The sequence below is a fragment of the Paenibacillus polymyxa genome (assembly GCF_015710975.1).
Lineage (GTDB): Bacteria > Bacillota > Bacilli > Paenibacillales > Paenibacillaceae > Paenibacillus > Paenibacillus polymyxa.
In genome coordinates, this window is record NZ_CP049783.1 from 5490212 (window position 1) to 5511440 (window position 21229).

General features: G+C 45.5%; 16 protein-coding genes. All 16 read right to left on the minus strand.

Annotated features, from left to right (window positions below; translation table 11 throughout):
• Nucleotides 1-14: 14 nt before the first annotated feature.
• Entirely contained in the window at nucleotides 15-1022 is a 1008-nt protein-coding gene (locus G7035_RS24865; RefSeq protein WP_019687004.1) for a polysaccharide deacetylase family protein, read from the minus strand.
• 224 nt (nucleotides 1023-1246) lie between these two features.
• Entirely contained in the window at nucleotides 1247-3349 is a 2103-nt protein-coding gene (gene pnp, locus G7035_RS24870; protein WP_019687003.1) for a polyribonucleotide nucleotidyltransferase, read from the minus strand.
• Between the two features lie 214 nt (nucleotides 3350-3563).
• Nucleotides 3564-3833: a 30S ribosomal protein S15 gene (gene rpsO, locus G7035_RS24875; protein ID WP_007430074.1), complete on the minus strand. Its 270-nt coding sequence runs from the start codon at nucleotides 3831-3833 to the stop codon at nucleotides 3564-3566.
• A gap of 132 nt (nucleotides 3834-3965) precedes the next feature.
• A complete protein-coding gene (locus G7035_RS24880; protein ID WP_016820984.1) occupies nucleotides 3966-4904 on the minus strand; it encodes a bifunctional riboflavin kinase/FAD synthetase in 939 nt (312 codons plus the stop codon).
• Between the two features lie 167 nt (nucleotides 4905-5071).
• A complete protein-coding gene (gene truB / locus G7035_RS24885; RefSeq protein ID WP_016820983.1) occupies nucleotides 5072-6010 on the minus strand; it encodes a tRNA pseudouridine(55) synthase TruB in 939 nt (312 codons plus the stop codon).
• Entirely contained in the window at nucleotides 6007-6984 is a 978-nt protein-coding gene (locus tag G7035_RS24890; protein WP_016820982.1) for a DHH family phosphoesterase, read from the minus strand. Before G7035_RS24890 ends, truB begins: the two co-directional genes overlap by 4 nt.
• A gap of 50 nt (nucleotides 6985-7034) precedes the next feature.
• Nucleotides 7035-7385 carry a 30S ribosome-binding factor RbfA gene (rbfA, locus tag G7035_RS24895; protein WP_013370723.1) on the minus strand — a complete coding sequence of 117 codons (351 nt, stop codon included), beginning with the start codon at nucleotides 7383-7385 and terminating at the stop codon, nucleotides 7035-7037.
• A gap of 20 nt (nucleotides 7386-7405) precedes the next feature.
• On the minus strand, nucleotides 7406-9934 hold the full coding sequence (gene infB / locus G7035_RS24900; RefSeq protein WP_016820981.1) for a translation initiation factor IF-2: 2529 nt from the start codon (nucleotides 9932-9934) through the stop codon (nucleotides 7406-7408).
• Nucleotides 9927-10250: a L7Ae/L30e/S12e/Gadd45 family ribosomal protein gene (locus G7035_RS24905; protein WP_007430068.1), complete on the minus strand. Its 324-nt coding sequence runs from the start codon at nucleotides 10248-10250 to the stop codon at nucleotides 9927-9929. The genes infB and G7035_RS24905 overlap by 8 nt, the downstream gene beginning before the upstream one ends.
• A complete protein-coding gene (gene rnpM, locus G7035_RS24910; protein WP_007430067.1) occupies nucleotides 10243-10551 on the minus strand; it encodes an RNase P modulator RnpM in 309 nt (102 codons plus the stop codon). The genes G7035_RS24905 and rnpM overlap by 8 nt, the downstream gene beginning before the upstream one ends.
• 23 nt (nucleotides 10552-10574) lie before the next feature.
• Nucleotides 10575-11672 carry a transcription termination factor NusA gene (nusA, locus tag G7035_RS24915; protein ID WP_016820980.1) on the minus strand — a complete coding sequence of 366 codons (1098 nt, stop codon included), beginning with the start codon at nucleotides 11670-11672 and terminating at the stop codon, nucleotides 10575-10577.
• 101 nt (nucleotides 11673-11773) lie between these two features.
• Nucleotides 11774-12235: a ribosome maturation factor RimP gene (gene rimP, locus G7035_RS24920; RefSeq protein ID WP_013370719.1), complete on the minus strand. Its 462-nt coding sequence runs from the start codon at nucleotides 12233-12235 to the stop codon at nucleotides 11774-11776.
• A gap of 314 nt (nucleotides 12236-12549) precedes the next feature.
• Nucleotides 12550-16866: a PolC-type DNA polymerase III gene (locus tag G7035_RS24925; protein ID WP_019687002.1), complete on the minus strand. Its 4317-nt coding sequence runs from the start codon at nucleotides 16864-16866 to the stop codon at nucleotides 12550-12552.
• Nucleotides 16867-17068: 202 nt separating this feature from the next.
• Nucleotides 17069-18517, minus strand: coding sequence for a proline--tRNA ligase (proS, locus tag G7035_RS24930; RefSeq protein ID WP_019687001.1), 1449 nt, complete (start codon nucleotides 18515-18517; stop codon nucleotides 17069-17071).
• A 50-nt stretch (nucleotides 18518-18567) separates the two neighbouring features.
• The gene (gene rseP, locus G7035_RS24935) at nucleotides 18568-19839 is read right to left on the minus strand and encodes an RIP metalloprotease RseP (protein WP_017427940.1); all 1272 of its coding nucleotides are present in this window, start codon (nucleotides 19837-19839) and stop codon (nucleotides 18568-18570) included.
• A gap of 108 nt (nucleotides 19840-19947) precedes the next feature.
• A complete protein-coding gene (locus G7035_RS24940; RefSeq protein ID WP_019687000.1) occupies nucleotides 19948-21087 on the minus strand; it encodes a 1-deoxy-D-xylulose-5-phosphate reductoisomerase in 1140 nt (379 codons plus the stop codon).
• Between the last annotated feature and the right edge of the window lie 142 nt (nucleotides 21088-21229).

Below are 21229 nucleotides of genomic sequence, written 5' to 3' on the forward strand. Positions count from 1 at the left end.
CAGAAAAAAGACGTTCACTCAACCGGAGCTGGTAGCTGCCGATCAGGGGAAAGCGTCTGACTGACAGTTCCAAGCACAAGTCCTTTACTACGAATGGCATGAATCATACCTTTGAGAGCAGCAGCCGAAGAATCTGTTGGGTGCATCAATATCAGGGAGCCTGACTCAACCTTGCTGTTGATTTTATGAACCACCGATTCCGGTGACGGATGTTTCCAATCTACGGTGTCCAATGTCCACAACACAGTTTTGAGTCCATGCTCTGCGGCTATATCCACTGTTTGTTGATTAAAATCCCCCGATGGAGGGGCAAACCAATTATTTTTGACACCCAGAGTTTCTTGAAGAAGCATTTCCGTCTTTTCGATTTCTTGTACGGCTCTGGCTCGGCTCAAACGACTCATATTGGGATGAGAATAAGCATGATTCGAAAGCTCATGCCCTCTTCTTTGAATTTCCTTGGCAAGTTCAGGATTTTTCTTCAGCCAACTTCCATCAAGAAAAAATGTAGCCTTAACCTTCTCCTGATCCAATGTATTCAGTATAGGCACGATAAACTCATTCCCCCATGCTACATTGATCATGAAGGATACCATCGGTTTTTCAGAATTGCCCCTGTAAATTGGGACATTCCCCAGTTGATTTAAATGTATTTTGGGTGCCAATTGGCGATATACATATTGAATAGGCCGATCTGGAGCTGCAATGGCTTTGCGATAGGTAGCATCCAAATCGACCTCCAGTCCGTTATAACCTGGAATAGCCTTCCATACCCTGTCGACCTTGGCATCAACTGGTTCTCTCCGCTGACGTGCTGCTTCTGTCCTTAGTCGCTGCATAAGCGCATTATCAGGCAAAGCTGCCACCGCCATCGTGGGTGTAGCTTCAAGCTCTTCGGCTCCTGTAGCGTTTCCATTGCGTAATTGACTAGCGTAGTCACGAACCCCGCTAAACTGCCCGATTACCAGTGTGACGGCTAAAGTGGCTACCACCCACACCGCTCGTTTCACCCTACTCATCATTCCTTCATCCTCCCGCTCGTTTGTCCACATTGTATGCGGGGAGGACAAGAACTATGACGTAGTAAGCTATAGAAGCCCACTTGGGTGCAGCTTGTGCATATGTATGAAAAAAGAGCCAGAAACGTAGCTCTGCCTCTTTCCAAAAGCTTAATTTATGCTATTCAAATCCCTTATTCTGTACAAACGTATAGACTCCCTATTACAGTAGTTCGCGGTCTCACAACCTAGGGCTTAGCAGGAGCTTCAGCCGTCAGTACTGCCTTACGGGACAAATTGACGCGACCTTGCTGATCGATTTCAGTTACTTTCACCGTAATCGTATCACCAATAGCAATGACATCTTCAACTTTGGCTACACGCTCAGTAGACAGTTGAGAAATATGAACCAGACCATCTTTACCCGGTAAAATTTCAACAAATGCGCCGAATTTTTCAATTCGTTTGACTGTACCGATGTAAATCTCGCCGACCACGACTTCTTTTACGATACCTTCAATAATGGAACGCGCCTTCTCATTCATCTCTTGATTTGTAGAAGCGATGAACACACGACCATCTTGTTCAATATCGATTTTCACGCCGGTTTCTTCGATGATCTTGTTGATGATTTTACCACCAGCTCCAATAACATCACGGATTTTGTCCGGGTTAATGTGCATTGTCATAATTTTTGGAGCGTACGGAGACAATTGCTCACGTGGCTTCTGGATCGCTTCCATCATTTTGCCAAGAATGAACAAACGTCCTTCTCTGGCTTGCTTGAGCGCATCCTGTAAAATATTGCGGTCAATACCGTCAATTTTAATATCCATTTGAATGGCAGTTACGCCTTCCGCTGTACCAGCAACTTTAAAGTCCATATCGCCCAGATGATCTTCCATACCTTGGATATCTGTCAGTACGGAAACATGATCTCCATCCTTAATCAATCCCATGGCCACACCTGCAACTGGAGCTTTAATCGGTACACCTGCATCCATCATAGCCAGTGTGCTTGCACAAATACTAGCTTGTGAGGTCGATCCATTCGATTCCAGTACTTCGGAAACCAGACGGATCGTGTACGGAAATTCAGTTTCGGAAGGAATTACTTTGGAAAGCGCACGCTCACCAAGAGCACCATGTCCGATTTCACGACGACCTGGCGCGCGCAAAGGACGAGCCTCACCTACGCTGAATGGAGGGAAATTGTAATGATGCATGAAGCGTTTGGTTTCTTCCAGATCAATACCGTCTAGAATTTGTACATCCCCTAGAGCACCAAGAGTACAAACGCTAAGCGCCTGCGTTTGCCCGCGTGTAAATAAGCCTGAACCGTGCGTACGCGGCAAAATGCTAGTGTCACTTTCAATTGGACGAATTTCGTCAAGCTTACGACCATCAGGACGCACTTTATCATGCGTAATCAGACGACGGACTTCTTCCTTAACGATATCATAGAGAACTTCGCTCACATCACTCAAAAGCTCAGGTGTCTCTATGTATTGTGCTTCAAAATGGGCAACGGTCTCTTCATTAACGGCATCAATCGCCTCTTGACGGGCATGTTTTTCTGCAATTTTAACAGCTTCCACCAAACGATCAGCTGCATAAGCACGTACTTCACTGTTCACTTTTTCATCAACAGCATGCAGCTTAACCTGCATTTTCTCTTTACCTGCTACTTGCACCAATTGTTCAATAACTGCCACAATGTTCTTAATTTCATCATGTCCGAACATAATAGCTTCGAGCATAACTTCCTCTGGAATCTCATCGCCTTCTGCTTCTACCATCATAATGGCATCTTTTGTTCCAGCTACAACGAGATACAGATCGCTCGCGTTCTGCTGTGCAATATCTGGATTAATTACAAATTGTCCGTTTACACGACCTACAGCAACCCCGCCAATTGGACCGTTAAAAGGAACATCCGAAATACTGAGTGCTGCCGAGGTTCCAATCATGGCTGCAATTTCAGGTTCACAATCCTGATCAACACTCATGACTAGGTTTAACACCTGCACATCATTACGGAAACCTTCAGGGAACAATGGGCGAATTGGACGGTCTGTCAAACGACTGGATAAAATCGCCTTTTGACTCGGGCGTCCTTCACGCTTAATAAATCCGCCAGGAATTTTCCCCACAGCATACAATCTTTCCTCATAGTTCACGGTCAGCGGAAAAAAGTCCAAATCTTTCGGTTCACGGGAAGCGGTCACAGTACACAGCACAACTGTTTCTCCGTAACTCACCTTAACTGCCGCATTGGCTTGTTTTGCAAGACGTCCTGTTTCAAGCACCAGCTTTCTTCCGCCGAGTTGCATTTCTACGCGTTGCTCCATGGTATCCCTCCATTTCATTTCATTGTAAAAGTTCTATACACATCCAGTATTTCCTGCGCAGGTCTTATTCATAAGAAGCTCACAGACAAAATAGGATATGTAATTCAAAAAAAGATTCCTCATTTCAAAAAAGAACCCGGCTGCTGTCCGCCGTCGCCTTAGCAGGGACAAGCGGTGAACAACCAGGCTTCTTTTCTCATTACATGTCTGAAAATTAACGACGCAGTCCGAGACGCTCGATCAACGCACTGTAACGTTTAACATCAGTCTTCTTCAGGTAAGCCAAAAGTTTACGACGCTGACCGACCATTTTCAACAACCCGCGGCGGGAGTGATGGTCTTTCTTGTGCGAACGAAAGTGACTTTGCAAGTTGACGATGTTTTCAGTAAGGATAGCGATTTGTACCTCAGGTGATCCTGTATCGGATTCATGAGTTTTGTACTCCTCGATCAATTGCTGTTTACGCTCTTGAGTCAATGCCATCCTGTTCACCTCCTTCATTATAATCGCCATTAGCCTCGTAACCGCCGGTGAAAGCGGACAACCAAGCTAAGGTTCATCGTTGTTTACACAACATAAGTCAGTATAACACAGCGCCTGTCTTATGTAAATAAATTAGCCCAACAGCTTTTTAGCCGTTTGTGCGTCATTGCCAATTTGGCTGATCAGCTCATCCACTGAAGAGAATTTGCGTTCAGGACGGATGTAATGGTGAAGCTCAACAAGCACAGGCTCCCCATAAATTTGTTGATTAAAATCAAAAAGATGTACCTCAAACGACGGATTCAGCACACCTTCATGAAACGTAGGCTTAACTCCTACATTCATTACACCATTTATCCAATGATCGCCCACGAGCGCCCGTACAGCGTACACACCCTTAACTGGAATGACATATGAATCATCCAGCTTGAGATTAGCTGTCGGAAAACCAATTGTGCGTCCGCGCTTCTCTCCATCCATCACAGTACCCTGGATACGATAAGGGCGTCCCAACCAGCGCGACGCATGTGCTAAATCCCCCGTCTGTAAAGCACGGCGAATGCCGGAGCTGCTTACCTTATCCCCATCCAGTTCGAACGGTGGTACAGTGTAAACAGACATCAGCTCCCCTCCCAGCTTCCGAAGCGTATCCTCATGCCCGGCTCCCCGGTGGCCAAACCTAAAATCAAAACCTACTACCGCCGTTCGAATTTGTAATGGAAGCAGCACGTCTGTTATAAAAGCCTCCGGGCTAACCTTGGAAAACTCTTCGTTAAAACTTAAAATATAAAGTACATCCACACCCATATCGGACAGAATAGTCTGCTTATCCGCAAGCGGTGTTAAATAACCTTCATAATCGCCTTTTTTCATGACTTCCTTCGGATGAGGGTGAAATGTCATGACAGATACTGGCACATTCTGTTCATGAGCGAGCGCGACAGCCTTACGTATTACGCTTGCATGTCCCAGATGAAGGCCGTCGAACTGGCCGATCGCCGTGACTTGTGGACGTCCCCATTGCTGCAATAACTCATCACTCAAAGGATAAGATAACGATACGGTAATCATATTCATTCACCTGCATTTCACATCATTTGACTAACTTCGTCAAAAATTATAGCACAATTCAAGGTGAAAAACGTCTATCAGCATAATTTCACGGAAGCCAGGCCGTGCCTTGGGAAAAATTTCTGGCGTTTATAGAATGGTTCAGCTCCACTGTAATTTTATAAATTCTATAAACTTAAAAAAACTTTAATTGGGGCGATTGCACCTGATTCATCCCGTCCATATATGCCTAAAAACGTTTTATCCTCTTTATATAATCGGAAAGGTTGGTTGTCTGTCACTGGTGGTGTAATCATACTCAGCGACAGGCGTTGGCCTTGCAGAGCTGCAGCTGCCTTAGCTTCAGCCACTGTATGCTCAGGCATATAGTCAATCGCTTTATCGGTTGCGATAAGCCGCTCACCCAGGCTACCATCGGCTACATAGCGCTCAATTTCTTCGAATGTTAAACAATGTTCCGCAGAAATTCCCGCAGACATCGTTCGCTCCAGCTTAACCATTGTTGAAGGATATCCCAATTCACGGCCAATATCAACACATAGTGTACGGATATAAGTACCTTTGGAGCACAAAGCACGAAAAGAAATATCCACATGCGGCCCCATCTTCGCAAATCCTGTCATTTCCAGCTCATAAATGCTCACTTCACGGCTTTTACGCTCCACAGTTTTGCCTTCTCGAGCCAGCTCGTATAGACGTTTTCCATCTATTTTGAGAGCAGAGTACATGGGTGGGACTTGGGAGATCGTACCAACGAAACGTTCCAGAACCGCTTTGGCTTCCATTTCGGTAACCTCAACCGGACGTTCGCTCTCTTCTGTAATTGTCCCAGTCAGGTCTTCGGTATCAGTGGCAATGCCTAAGCGCAGTGTAGCCCGGTATTCCTTGGGCCGCTCTTGCATATACTCCACCACTCGGGTGGCGCGTCCCAGACACAAGGGCAGAACACCAGTTACCTGCGGATCTAGCGTCCCAGTATGTCCGATTCGCTTCATCCCCAATAAACGGCGAGCCTTGGCCACGACATCGTGAGAGGTAAATCCAGCAGGTTTATAGACAGGTAGAACACCTTCCCAAGTTGCCTGTCCCTTCTTTATTGGGTTCATAGCTCAGACTTCACCCGCCCTACAACGGTCTCAATGATATCTTCCAGCTTACCCTCTAGCCGACAGCCAGCCGCACGTACATGACCACCGCCCCCGAACGATTGAGCGAGCGCAGCTACATCAACGTTCCCTGCCGATCTCAAACTTGCCTTGGTCGCTTGATCATTAATAACTTTAAAGAAAATGCCTACTTCAACCCCACGAATATTTCTTGGATAATTCACGATACCTTCCAAGTCCTCATTTACAGCACCGCATTCCGTCATATCATCAGGTGTTACAACGACCCAAGCAACTTTACCATCCTCTGACATCGTGAGCGTTTGCAATGCTTTGGTCAGCACTTTCATTTGGGGAAATGTCATTTCCTCGAGCAATTTCTCGGACAAAAATGGGCCATCAACACCATAAGCAAGTAGTTGCGATACCGTAGACATCACTTTCGGTGAAGTGTTGGAGTAGCGGAAGCCTCCCGTATCCGTTAACAACCCTGTATATACAGCTGTTGCTACTTCTACATCCCAAGTTACTGCAAACTTTTCCAATAAATCAAAAAGAATTTCCGCTGTTGCCGCAGCATCTGACTTAATCACATTAATTGCACCATAAGCGTCGTTCGTTGGATGATGATCAATATTCAGAATAATGGCATCTTCCGTAAAAAACTGCTCTGTCAAACCAACACGACGGTAATCCGCACAATCTACACAAATGATTCGGTTGTATTTCCGTTCTGGCGGTTGTTGACTCATATCCATAATCTCATCGGCATGCCATAAAAAATCCATGCGTTTAGGAATAGGTCCCTCATTCAGCATGGTAAATTTCTTCCCCAGACATGAGAGAAGCCAGCCCACCGTTACGGTGGAGCTGACTGCGTCTCCGTCCGGCTGTACATGCGATACGATCAGGTAATCATCATGCTCCAGAATAAATTCCTTCGCTTGTTGAAGCGCCTGTTCATAGGTATGCATTGCCGTCTCCTTTACATTCAGTTCATGGTTCTTCAGACTAACAAAAATCCCTATTTCTCATCCTTGTCGATATCACTCAACAGCTTTTCAATTCGGCTGCCATAAGCAATAGATTCGTCAATTTTGAAAATCAGCTCAGGAATATGGCGAAGCCGTATCCGTTTGCCAAGTTCAGAACGAAGATAACCGTTCGCTTTGTCCAGCGCCTTTAGAGAAGAAGTTTTTTGTTCTTCATCTCCAAGTACGCTCAAGTATACTTTCGCTTGGGACAAATCGTTTGTGACATCGACACCAGTCACCGTAATAAAACCGATACGTGGGTCTTTTAATTCGGTCTGTATGAGTAGGCTTAGTTCTTTCTTAATCTGTTCGCCAACTCGACCTGTACGTATTTTAGCCATGGGTGCTCACCTCTCTGCCGTTAGCGCTCCACTGTTTCCATGACGAACGCTTCAATAATGTCGGATTCCTTAACATCATTATAACCATCAAGGGTGATACCACATTCGTAACCTTGGGCAACTTCTTTTGCGTCGTCCTTAAAGCGTTTCAGTGAGTCGATTTTACCTTCAAAAATAACGATACCGTCACGGATCAGACGTGCTTCTGCTGAACGAGTAATTTTACCAGACGTTACCATACAACCAGCAATCGTACCGACTTTAGTAACTTTAAACACGTTACGAACTTCAGCGTGACCAATCACATTTTCTTTATATTCAGGGTCCAGCATGCCTTTCATAGCCTGCTCGATTTCTTCAATGACATTGTAAATGACGCGATGTAGACGAATGTCCACTTTTTCAGCTTCTGCTGTAGACTTCGCCTGATTATCAGGACGAACGTTAAAGCCAATAACAATGGCATTGGATGCCGCAGCCAAAATAATATCGGATTCGGTGATTGCACCTGCACCACTGTGAAGGATTTTGACGCGTACACCTTCAACTTCAATCTTGTTCAAGGAGCCTTTCAGCGCTTCGACAGAACCTTGTACGTCACCCTTAATAATGACATTCAGATCCTTCATCTCGCCATCCTTGATGTGTTGGAACAGGTCATCCAGCGTTACGCGGGTATTACTGCCTAGATCGGATTGACGTTGTGTAATCGCACGTTTATCAGCGATAGCACGAGCTTTACGCTCATCCTCGAACACCATGAACGGATCACCTGCAAGTGGAACTTCAGTCAAACCAGTAATTTCAACTGGTGTGGAAGGACCTGCTTCCTTAAGACGACGGCCTTTATCGTTGACCATGGCACGTACACGTCCGAAGCAGTTACCTGCTACGAATGCGTCGCCGACTTTCAGTGTACCGTTTTGAACGAGAATACGGGCTACAGAACCGCGACCTTTATCCAGCTCAGCCTCAATAATAGTACCACGTGCCCGTTTATCAGGGTTCGCTTTGTACTCATTCACTTCAGCTACGAGCAGGATCATTTCGAGCAAGTCTTCCAGACCCATTCTTTGTTTAGCGGAAACGTTGACGAAAATTGTATCGCCGCCCCACTCTTCGGGCACCAATTCATATTCTGTAAGTTCCTGCTTTACTTTGTCCGGGTTGGCATCCGGTTTGTCGATCTTGTTTACAGCAACGATTATTGGTAGACCTGCTGCTTTTGCATGGCTAATGGCTTCAACCGTTTGTGGCATAACACCGTCATCAGCTGCAACCACAATAATCGTCATATCTGTTACTTGAGCACCACGTGCACGCATAGCGGTAAAGGCTTCATGACCCGGTGTATCTAAGAAAGTGATTTTTTTGCTGTTAATTTCAACTTGGTATGCACCAATGTGCTGTGTAATACCACCAGCTTCGCCACCTGTTACATTTGTGGAGCGAATGGCATCCAGCAAAGTTGTTTTACCATGATCGACGTGACCCATAATGGTTACAACCGGTGGACGTGTTCTCAAATCCGCTGGATCATCATTTTCTTCCACAGTTTCAAAACGATCTTCTTCCACTGGGATTTTCACTTCTACCTCGACGCCAAAGTCACCAGCAAGCAAGAGAATGGTATCCATATCCAGTTCTTGGTTGATGGTCGCCATTGTTCCGAGCATAATCAGCTTCTTGATGACTTCTGACGCATCCTTATGAAGAAGCTTGGCTGTTTCACCTACAGTCATCTCACCACGCACAATAATTTTCTTAGGCGTGTTGTCGATTTTCTCGCGACGCTCCTGTTGTTGACCTTTACCACGGTTGTTGAATTTGCCGCCACGATTGTTTCCACCGCGGTTGTTTCCTCCACGGCCACCGTTACCACCCCGTCCTCCGCCTTGACGGTTATCGTCAAAACGTCCTTGACCGAAACGGTTACCGCTGTTGTTGGAGTTACCACCTGTACGGTTGCCACCACTGCGGTTGGAATTGTTGCTTCCTGCGGAAGAAGAAGTTCTTACTGCCGCACCACCCTGGCTGCTTCCCTGAGGACGCGAACCTGTGTTATTGCTACCGGTACGCTGTTGTCCTCCCTGCTGTTGACCATTACTGCGGTTCTGAGTGCCTTGCTGGCCGCTTGGTCTACTAGAACCTTGTTGACTGCGGTTTTGACCGCCCTGCTGACTGCTTTGCGCTTTTGGAGCGCTACTTCGGTTACTGTTTTGGTTGTTGTTTGTCCTATTCATACTTACCTGCTTTTCCTGTTGATTTTTGGTTTGCTCCGTTGAATGATTACTATTCTGGCTTGAACCGGTCTGATTCGAGCTTACTTGCGCCGTGCCTGCTTCGCCTTGCTTGACCGCAGCATTGGATTTAATATTCTTAAAAAAGTTTTCCACTTTACCTACGGCATCATGTTCCATGACGCTCATATGGTTGTTTACGGGAATATCCAGCCGTTTAAGAATGGTGATAATTTCTTTGCTGCTCATGTTCAACGATTTGGCGTATTCGTATACCCGCACTTTGTCTTTGCTTTCTTGTTTACTCAATATACTCCACCTCCGACATTATCCCCGCATGTTTCATGATCAATTTCGCGAATCCTTGATCCGTCACAGCCAGCACGACCCGTTCAGGTTTGCCGATGCTGCTTCCCAAGCTTTCCCGGTCAAATCCTATCAATAAGGGGATTTTGTACGTCCCGCATTTGTCGCGGAATTTCTTTTGAGTATTCATTGAAGCATCTTTCGCAAGAATGACCAGCTTGGCTTCTGAAGACCTGATCGCTTTATAAACGATCTCATCACCTGTTAGCAGCTTGCCAGCTCTCATGGCAAGCCCCAATCCAGACAGCGCCTTATTCATCCTGCACGCTGCCTTGTGCCGCCAGGAATTCTTCCTCGACGGCAGCAAAATCACGACTTAGCTGCTCATAAATATCAGGATGGACCGAGTGCTTCAATGCTCGATCCAGTGCCTTGCTCTTTTGAGCCAGCTTGAAGCAGGCGGCTTTGCCGCACAAGTAAGCGCCGCGTCCCGACTTTTTGCCAGTCAAGTCAATCAACACTTCGTCTTCAGGGGTTTTGACGACACGGATTAACTGTTTCTTTGGCATCATTTCATGACAGGCGACACATTTGCGCAAAGGTATCTTTCTCTGTTTCATGCATTACCCCCCCTACACTCCGCTTAATCTACAGAAACGGAATCCTGATGCATTTCATCGGTGGATGTTCTCGGTCTGCCGAGCTCTTCCTCCGCCTGTGTTTCACTCTTAATATCAATTTTCCAGCCAGTAAGCTTAGCAGCAAGGCGAGCATTTTGCCCTTTGATACCAATAGCTAGAGAAAGTTGATAATCAGGTACTATAACGCGAGCCATTTTCTCTTCTTCAAATACCTGTACTTCAAGCACCTTGGACGGACTCAAAGCATTAGCCACGTATTCATCAACATTATCAGAATAGCGTACAATGTCGATTTTTTCGCCACGCAGCTCGTTTACAATGGTCTGCACCCGCGTTCCTCTTGGTCCCACACAAGAACCTACCGGATCAACCTCGGCGTTACGAGAATGAACTGCGATCTTAGAACGGAAGCCTGCTTCACGCGCTACGGAACGAATCTCTACAACACCGTCAAAAATTTCAGGTACTTCGAGTTCGAACAAACGCTTAAGCAGACCCGGATGTGATCGGGACAGCATAATTTGCGGTCCTTTGGTTGTGTTCTCCACCTTGGTAATATAAGCCTTAATCCGATCCAAATGGTTAAATTTCTCATTAGGCATCAGTTCGCTCAACGGAAGAACTGCTTCCACCTTGCCAAGATCAATATAAATATTACGTGGGTCTTGGCGCTGTACAGTTCCTGTTACAATATCCTCTTCCTTGTCCACAAACTTGTTGTAGATCAATCCCCGTTCCGCTTCGCGAATGCGCTGAGTCACAACCTGCTTCGCTGTTTGTGCAGCAATCCGTCCAAAATCACGTGGTGTGACTTCAATTTCAGCGATATCCTCCAACTGAAAATGTGGGTTGATCTCACGGGCTGCTGGCAACGAAATCTCGGTGCGAGGGTCCAATACCTCCTCAACAATTAGCTTGCGGGCATATACCTTAATGACTCCCGAGTTGCGGTTCATATCAACACGCACGTTTTGTGCGGTATTGAAATTCCGTTTGTAGCTGGAAATCAGGGCTGCTTCAATGGCCTCAAACAGCACGTCCTTACTGATCCCCTTTTCTCTTTCCAACTCGTTCATTGCTTCAATAAAATCCATACTCATGGATTACTGCTCCCCCTTTCAAATGATGGCACCTGCGTACTGGTCGGCACACGAGGCAAAAAACATGTAGTACATGTCAAACAGCAACAATCAAATCTGAATTAAAATATGATCGCGAGCCTTGCACCAGCTACCTTGTCATAAGGTATGGTATGCTTCTTTTGTCCGCTTTGGACGGTAAGTTCCCCATCTTCAAAAGAAAGCAAACGGCCTTCGAATTCCTTCAGACCGTTAATCGGCTCGTATGTAGTAACGAATACGTTTTTGCCTACCGCTTTAGTGACATCCTCCGCTTTTTTCAGCGGTCTTTCGGCGCCTGGTGAAGACACTTCCAGAAAATATGCTGTAGAAACAGGGTCATTTTCATCCAGCTTTTGACCCAAATATTCACTGATCATACTACAGTCGTCCAGATCAATTCCTCCGTCTTTATCTACAAAAACGCGAAGAAACCAATTGCTACCCTCTTTGACATACTCGACATCGACCAGTTCAAAACCATGCTCATCGAGGTAAGGTTGGGCCATTTCTTCTACTACTGATTTGATCTTTGGTGTGCTCAAAGATTATAACCTCCAAAAGTGAACTTTCCTGTGGTGAAAAAGAGATACCCTCTTACTGTGGGCAATGCTTCTCCATCACCGGCATTTTCATTTTCATTTGATGTAATGTTCATTTTGGGCTCACTGCAAATAAACCGGCGTACCGGTTGCCTGCCCAAAAATAACCTTTTTTCACGTTGTACCTGTATATCAAACAGTAAAGAGTGGGTTTCCCCACTCTTTTAGCAACGGTTTTATCTCCATGATTACCAAAAAAATTATAACATAACCGTAGTTATGTGACAAGTGCCAGAGCTTGACTACTGTGGTTCAGATTAAAACAGAGACAGCTGATTACTCTCTGGCAGACCTCGAAAGCAACCCATTTGGGACAGCATTTCGACAATGGTTTTACTAGCCTTCGATTTCTGTTGAAAATCCTCAACGGACAGAAATTCACCCTGTTCACGGGCCGCTGCGATGTTACGTGCTGCATTATCTCCAATCCCCTGAAGAGCTCCGAACGGAGGAATGAGCGAGTCCCCGTCCACTTTGAAACGAGTAGCTTCGGAACGGTACAAATCAATAGATTTAAAACTAAACCCGCGAGCCGTCATTTCCAAAGCCATCTCCAGAATTGGAAGCATCCCTTTTTCTTTAGGTGGAGCCTGAAAACCAAGCTGCTCAATTTCGACAATCTTCCGTGCAATCGCATCATACCCTTGACAGCACAGGTCAATATCAAAATCGGCTGCACGTACTGAGAAGTAAGTTGCATAATACTCGATCGGATGATACAGCTTGAAATACGCTGTACGCACTGCTGAAATAACATAGGCTGCAGCATGCGCCTTCGGAAACATGTACTGGATTTTAAGACAGGAATCAATGTACCACTGCGGCACCTTGCATTTTTTCATTTCTTCAATCCATTCGGCACTAAGCCCTTTACCTTTACGTACGCTCTCCGTAATTTTAAAGGCCAGACCTGCATCCATCCCCGCCTTGTAAATCAAAAACAGCATAATATCATCCCGACAACCAATTACGGTCTTGATGTTACATGTATTATTTTTAATCAACTCTTGTGCGTTCCCCAGCCATACACCCGTACCGTGAGACAAACCGGATATTTGCAGTAAATCGGCAAAAGAACTCGGCTGCGACTCTACCAGCATCTGGCGTACAAATTTGGTCCCCATCTCTGGTACACCATAGGTGGCAACAGGCGTGCGGATTTGCTGCGGTGTTACACCGAGTGCCTCCGTGGAGTTGAACATGCTCATCACCTTGGGGTCATTCATTGGAATGGTCGTAGGGTCAACCCCGGTCAAATCCTGAAGCATTCTCATCATGGTCGGATCATCATGGCCCAGAATATCGAGCTTGAGTAAGTTCGCATCAAAAGCGTGATAATCAAAATGCGTCGTTTTCCATTCCGAGCTCGTATCATCAGCCGGATACTGCACCGGTGTAATGTCCTCGACCTCAATATAATCGGGAACAACAACGATCCCGCCCGGATGCTGTCCGGTACTACGTTTTACACCCGTACAACCAGAAGCCAGCCTGTTCAGCTCGGCTCCACGCCATTTTTTATGATGTGCCTCTTCATATTTTTTGGCAAAACCAAACGCCGTTTTCTCAGCAACTGTACCAATGGTTCCTGCACGGAAAACGCTTTTTTCACCAAACAATACTTTCGTATAATTATGGGCAACAGGTTGATATTCACCAGAGAAGTTCAAGTCAATATCGGGAACTTTATCTCCTTTAAAACCGAGGAACGTTTCAAAAGGTATATCTTGCCCCTCACCCTTGAGCTTGCCACCGCAATTTGGACAGTTTTTATCTGGCAAGTCAAAACCGCTTGGAACACTTCCATCCAAAAACCATTCGCTGTGTTTACAGTCAGAATTACCGCAAATGTAATGGGCGGGCAGCGGATTTACCTCAGAAATACCGAGAAAAGTAGCAACTACAGAAGAACCAACAGACCCCCGTGAACCTACCAAGTATCCATCCTGGTTAGATTTTTTAACCAGACGTTCAGAAATGAGATAGTTAGCGGAGAAACCGTATTTAATAATAGGTTCCAATTCTTTTTCAAGGCGAGCTACAACAACCTCAGGTAAGGATTCACCATAAATGGATCGAGCCGTCTCATAGCATGTATTGCGAATTTCCTCATCTGCTCCGTCCAGTAAGGGCGTAAAAAGCTTGTCAGGGAACAGTTCCAGTTCTTCAAAACGCTCTGCCAGCTCGCTAGTATTTGTCACAACAACTTCATACGCTTTTTCCTCGCCCAAAAACTCGAACTCTGCCAGCATTTCATCCGTTGTTCGTAAATGAGCATCTGGCTTTCGGATATCCTTTAGCGGGCTAAATCCAGTAATGCCGTGAATGGTAATATCACGGTACAGCTTATCGCGAGTTTCCAAATAGTGAACATTGCCTGTAGCAATCACGGGCTTATCAAGACGTTTTCCTATTTCGCATACTTTACGTATGGCCGTTTTTAGTGCATCAGGCCCGCTTACCAGTTGCTTTTCCACCAGATGCATATACATCGTCAAAGGTTGAATCTCCAACACATCATAAAACTGTGCAATCTCCTCGGCTTCTTCCTCGGACTTGTTCAACACGGCCTCGAAGAATTCTCCTTTTTCGCAGCCAGAAATAATAAGCAATCCGTCTCTCATCTCAGACAATTTCGATTTAGGAATACAAGGCACACGCTTGAAATATTCGGTATGAGACATAGAAACCAGCTTGTACAGATTTTTTTTACCAACCGGATTGAGAGCATAAATGCAGCAGTGGAAAGGACGAACAGTCGATAGGTCCTTTCCCACATAATCATTCAAGCGGTCGAGCATTCTAAAACCCTTAATTTGCTCTGCATCGTTTAGTAGTCCGTTTAACACTTCTGCCAACGCAACTGTATCATCAATAGCCCGGTGATGGCTTTCCAACGCGACTTTATATTTAGTAGTCAGTGTGTTCAGACGGTGATTTTTCAACGTAGGAAACAGCAAACGGGCCAGTTCCAGCGTATCCAGCACCGGATTGGTCATTTCGGGCAAACCCATCTTTCGAAGAGTGGCCTGGATAAAGCCGACATCAAACCGCGCATTATGAGCAACCAATACAGCATCACCAGCAAAAGCTACGAACTCCTTCATAACAGGTTCGACATCCGGCGCATCCTTGACCATTTCATCGTTAATGTTGGTCAGTTGCTGAATGTTGTAGGGTATACGTTCATGCGGATTGACAAAGGTTGCATAACGATCAATTTCCTTGCCCTCATGCATTTTAACAGCAGCAATCTCAATGATTTTATTTTGTGTAACTGACAAACCGGTGGTTTCAATATCAAAAACGACATAAGTCGCTGTTTTCAAATTTAAAGGCTGTGCCTGCATTACAACCTCGACAGCATCATTAACTACATTGGCCTCAATGCCGTAGATCATTTTAATGCCGTTCTTCTTTGCAGCCTTAGCAGCATCAGGGTAGCATTGCACACCGCCATGATCTGTGACCGCAATCGCTTTGTGCCCCCATTTGGCGGCTGTTTTGACATATTGATCAATCGAGGCGACAGCATCCATGGCGCTCATCTTTGTGTGTAGATGAAACTCAACCCGTTTTTCCGCTGCATTATCCTTACGTCCGGGTGGGGCCTGTACTTCAACTAGATCGGAAGGAATCATAACCAACTCAGGAATTTGCATAAAACGGTCATATTCAACTCGTCCCCGCACTTTGACCCATTTACCGTTAGCCAACAGACTGAGAATTTTTAGATCTTCTTTAGTTTTAGCAAACATTTTCATTTGCAAGGAATCACTAAAGTCTGTCAAATAATACGTAAACAACGTACTGCCATTGCGCAATTCTTTACTGTCCAAACCGAAGATTGTTCCTTGTAGGGTGACTTTCTTCTCTTCGTCCTGAATCTCTTGCATCGGAATAGCCGGTTCTTTGATGTCATAACCAAATTGAAGCCGCACGTCCCCTTCTTCTTCTTCCAAAGGTGGCATTTCAGCTTCCATACTTTCCATCATCTGCTGAATAACTTCGCGTTCTTCCTGCATTTTCTTTTCCTGAAATTCCTGTAATGCCTCCTGGTTACTTTCACCCACCTGAACTTTAATACGCAAAGAGAGCCCGAAATATTTATCGTAAAACTTAATAATAGCTTGATCTATCTGCTTTTTGCGCGCTAGTTCCAATGACATACTATCGCTCATTGTTAGTAATAATAGACCGTCTTCCCACTCATGCACAGCCCGGTTCATCCAACCGTTAACAGATGGAATTTCACGGTGCACCCACTCTAAAAAAAGCTTCCAGTATTCACCGATAATATCACCAGGTTGAACCTGCTCACTGTACTGAAAGCGGAATGTGATTTTAGCGATATGACTCATTTTTTCCTGTACTTGAATACAGAACGTACGATACACCTGAGCGGGGACCAGTGTCTCCTTGGCAATAGTGATATTCCAATCCTTGTTGGTACGGCTAATCTCAACCTGATCGATCCAACCGTCCAAAAAATAAGGATCCACCACTCCCGCCGGCATTACAACCTGCTTCATTAGCAGCTCCAGCCGCTTTCTCTTTTCTTCAGCTCCGCCCATGGCTCTCCCCCCGATTTCCAATCTACCTTTCTGAAAACATGAAAAGCTTCTGCGTCTAAAACATCTCCGACCGCAAAAGCTTTTCGTAGCCTTCTTCAACCCTCATCACAATAATATAGATAGTAGTCCGGAATATTAATCCGTAACAGCTATTCCTGTTGGCGAAGAGAATGAAGTGAGTATAGGGTATTGCTCTTCTTTATTAGTACGCCCGTGCGAACACTACTGTATGCTTGGCTGGTTTGCCACAGCACAAACATGTTGTCTTTTGCTCGGTTGTTTTAAACGGTATGTTACGGCTTGTAGCGCCTGTCACTTCTTTAACTTTGTCTTCACATTCTTCAGATCCGCACCAACCAGCCAAAGTAAAGCCACGTTTCTCTTCCATGAGAGTCCTCATCTCATCCAATGTATCGACGGAATAGAAGTTTTCTTCCATGAAGTTCTTTGCACGGTCAAACATCTCTTGTTGTACCTGTGCGAGCATCGCGTGTACTTCTTCAAGCAGATTGTCCTGTTGGACAATCTTTTTCTCGCCGCTGATACGGGATACGAGCACACAGACACCGTTTTCCATATCACGAGGGCCGATTTCCAGACGAACCGGTACACCGCGCATTTCATATTCATTAAACTTCCAGCCTGGACTTACATCGCTGCGGTCGTCCATTTTAACACGGACACCCGCTTGTTTCAACTCGGCAAACAATTCATCTGCACGAGCGATAACTGCATCACGTTTCTTAGGTGGTCCAATAGGAACCATAATAACCTGCGTAGGTGCCACCTTAGGAGGCAGTGCAAGACCACGGTCATCTCCATGGACCATAATCAATGCACCGATCAAACGTGTACTTGTTCCCCATGAAGTCGTATGCGCGAATTCCAGGTTGTTTTCGCGACTCAAATATTTAATGTCAAACGCAACGGCAAAGTTAGTTCCCATGTAGTGGGACGTTCCAGCTTGTACCGCTCGTCCATCTTTCATCATCGCTTCCAGTGAAAATGTATCCTTCGCACCTGCAAACTTTTCAGAAGGTGTTTTCTGTCCAGTAATAACCGGAATAGCTAGAACTTCCTCGATGACCTCACGATAAACTTCCAGCATTTTCATCGTTTCTTCACGTGCTTCTTCTTCTGTTTCATGTGCTGTGTGACCTTCTTGCCACAAAAATTCACTTGTGCGCAAGAAAGGCAACGTACGTTTTTCCCAACGCACCACATTAGCCCATTGGTTAATTAGCACAGGCAGGTCACGATAGGATTGAATCCATTTCGAGTACATATGACCGATCATGGTTTCCGAAGTTGGACGGATTGCAAGACGCTCTTCCAGCTTTTCCCCACCAGCCTCAGTCACCCATGGCAATTCAGGATTAAATCCTTCCACATGCTCTTTTTCTTTTTGGAAAAAGCTTTCTGGGATAAACATTGGAAAATAAGCATTGCGATGTCCCGTTTCTCTGAAACGCACATCCATAGCTTCCTTAATGTGCTCCCAAATCTCAAAACCATCGGGACGGAATACAATACACCCGCGAACTGGCGAGTAATCCATCAGTTCTGCTTTTTTAATAACATCAATATACCATCGGGAAAAATCTTCGCTCTGCGGCGTGATTTCCTCGACAAACTGTTTATCGTTCGACATAGAAATGCATGTCCTCCCATACAGACCATTTTTATAATGACCGTCTCTAATTAACCATTAATTAAGCGTAAAATATCGTTATACGTGACCGCAATCATTAGCAGGAATAGCATAGCAAAACCAACGAAATGGACCATTCCCTCCCTGCTCGGATCAACAGGACGTCCTCTTACCGCCTCAACACCAAGGAAAACAAGTCTACTTCCATCCAACGCCGGAATAGGTAGTAGATTGAATATCCCCAGATAAAGACTCATGATCGCAGTCCAATATGTCAACTGCTCAATGCCTTGCTTAGCTATTTGTCCCGTCACTTCAAAAGTACGTACGGGGCCTCCCAGGTCATTGATAGAAAAGCGTTGGATAAGCTGGCTAAATCCTTGAAAAATAATATCTGTCGTTCTGACCATAGATTGTCCCGCAAATTTGAATGTTTCCCCTACACCAGCTTGGCGTTTTGGAAGTTCAGGCACAATGCCCACCTTGCCACCCTTTTGTCCTTCCATTGCACGAGGTGTTATCGTAAGATCAAAGGTTTTATCATCACGGCGAACTGTCCACTTCATCGGCTTGTCTTGAGAATCCGCAATCAGTTTGATCATGTTTTCAACATTCGCACCAATTGCAACTCCGTTCACCGATTCGATGATATCTCCCTTATGCAAATCAGCTTCAGCAGCTGGCATACCTGCTGTAATTTCACTAATTTGGACATACGTCGGGTTGTCCACTTGTATGCCGACCATCTGGATGTGCAAACCAAACAGAATAAAGGCAAGAATAAAATTCATCAGGGGTCCAGCAAATATAGCCATCGCACGCTGTCCTACTGTTTTACTCCCATACTGTCGATCCTTCGGTGCAATTTGAATGGATTGTCCTTTGGTTACCATCATCGCTTGTGGGTGTACAGTGTATTGCTGATCTTCGCCATCCACATCCAATTTTACAGTTAACGCTTGTTCCAGATCAATCTCCAACACTTCACCGCGCACTACATTCTTGCGGTTATCCAGTTGGTCCAAATAGATGGTCTTAACGACGCCATCTGTCACGCGCACAGCAATCGTTTGTCCGGTTTCAATTTCATTGACCTCCGGATCTTCTCCCGCCATACGTGCAAAACCACCGAACGGCAGCAACCGTAGCGTAAATCGTGTCTCGTTTCTTTTATAAGAGAACAGTTTCGGACCGAAACCGATCGCAAACTCCCGTACCAGAATCCCGGCGCGTTTGGCAAAATAATAATGCCCCCATTCATGCACCGTCACTATGACGAAAAACATGAGCACCGTCATCAACACTATTTGAATCGTTTCCAATCGTTTCCGTTCCCCTTTCAATGAGATCGAGTTTGTCTTCCTAGATTATCATTATTCTCCGAACCCGCACAAGAGAATCACAATTCGTTTCTTGACCCCAACATTAACCTACAACTTCGAAGCTATACTACGAGTCTCGCGGTCACAAGTTTCAATCGCAGACAAATCAGGATCAGCCATATTGACATGCTGTTCTAGCACCTGTTCAATAATCGCTTCAATATGCAGAAAAGAAATTTCTCCACGTAAGAAACGAGCAACAGCAATCTCATTAGCAGCATTAAAAGCGGTCGGTGCTGTACCACCCATTTTACCACATTCGAAGGCAAGCCTTAAACAAGGAAAACGATTTAAATCCATTTCCTTAAAGTGGAGTTTGCCCACTTCAGCCAATGACAGAGGCTTTGCCGGAGACTTCATCCGCTCAGGATAAGTTAATGCATATTGAATGGGTACTCTCATGTCAGGGTTCCCAAGTTGAGCAACAATGCTTGTATCTTGAAACTCGACGTAGGAGTGAATAATGCTTTCCGGATGAAGCAGCACATGGATCTGCTCATAGCTAAGCCCGAACAACCAATGTGCCTCGATGACTTCCAGCCCTTTGTTTACCATCGTTGCTGAATCAATTGTAATTTTGGCCCCCATTGACCAATTAGGATGCTTAAGTGCATCTTCCACGGTAACTTCACGCAGCTGTTCTCTTGTCAAATCTCGAAAAGAACCGCCTGATGCTGTGAGGGTAATATGTGCCACATCTTTCATACGCTCACCATTCAAGCATTGGAAAATAGCTGAATGCTCACTGTCAATCGGCAGCAACGGCACTCCTTTCGCCCGAGCCCGCGCTGTGACCAGATGACCAGCCGTAACCAGTGTTTCCTTATTGGCCAAACCGATCTGTTTTCCAGCCTCAATCGCGGCCAGCGTGGAGTGCAATCCGACACTGCCCATTACAGCTGTCACAACCATATCCGCCTCTGTGTTCGCGGCCAGCTCAACGAGTCCTTCATTTCCCCAGTGTAGTTCGATTCCAGAAGGCAGTAAAGGACGAATTTCATCCGCTAACTGCTGAGTACCGACAGACACTTTTTTGGGATGATAGAGACGCGCTTGCTCAGCAAGCAACTTTATATTGGAGCCACCTGCTAAAGCCTCAACAGTGAACTGATCTGGGTGCATGGACACCACATCCAACGTTTGAGTTCCAATAGATCCGGTTGAACCAAGTACCGTAATTCTTTTCATGATGCACCTTCCTATCCTGAAAATCACTTTTATCAGGAGCTCATTGTTTGTTATCCAGGCAACTATGGAGCTGATTCTATCCTTCTAATAGCGCAAGGCTAACAGTATAAAGGTTGATCCTCAGCATAAGTTGTAATCACCA

Coding starts and splice junctions, on each gene's coding strand:
- G7035_RS24865 (WP_019687004.1), bottom strand. CDS start 1,022: ATGATGAGTAGGGTGAAACGAGCGGTGTGGGTGGTAGCCACTTTAGCC.
- rbfA (WP_013370723.1), bottom strand. CDS start 7,385: ATGGCTAAAATACGTACAGGTCGAGTTGGCGAACAGATTAAGAAAGAA.
- nusA (WP_016820980.1), bottom strand. CDS start 11,672: ATGAGTATGGATTTTATTGAAGCAATGAACGAGTTGGAAAGAGAAAAG.
- rnpM (WP_007430067.1), bottom strand. CDS start 10,551: ATGAAACAGAGAAAGATACCTTTGCGCAAATGTGTCGCCTGTCATGAA.
- G7035_RS24890 (WP_016820982.1), bottom strand. CDS start 6,984: ATGCATACCTATGAACAGGCGCTTCAACAAGCGAAGGAATTTATTCTG.
- rpsO (WP_007430074.1), bottom strand. CDS start 3,833: ATGGCATTGACTCAAGAGCGTAAACAGCAATTGATCGAGGAGTACAAA.
- truB (WP_016820983.1), bottom strand. CDS start 6,010: ATGAACCCAATAAAGAAGGGACAGGCAACTTGGGAAGGTGTTCTACCT.
- G7035_RS24925 (WP_019687002.1), bottom strand. CDS start 16,866: ATGGGCGGAGCTGAAGAAAAGAGAAAGCGGCTGGAGCTGCTAATGAAG.
- G7035_RS24940 (WP_019687000.1), bottom strand. CDS start 21,087: ATGAAAAGAATTACGGTACTTGGTTCAACCGGATCTATTGGAACTCAA.
- pnp (WP_019687003.1), bottom strand. CDS start 3,349: ATGGAGCAACGCGTAGAAATGCAACTCGGCGGAAGAAAGCTGGTGCTT.
- proS (WP_019687001.1), bottom strand. CDS start 18,517: ATGTCGAACGATAAACAGTTTGTCGAGGAAATCACGCCGCAGAGCGAA.
- G7035_RS24905 (WP_007430068.1), bottom strand. CDS start 10,250: ATGAATAAGGCGCTGTCTGGATTGGGGCTTGCCATGAGAGCTGGCAAG.
- G7035_RS24880 (WP_016820984.1), bottom strand. CDS start 4,904: ATGATTACCGTATCGTTATCTTATCCTTTGAGTGATGAGTTATTGCAG.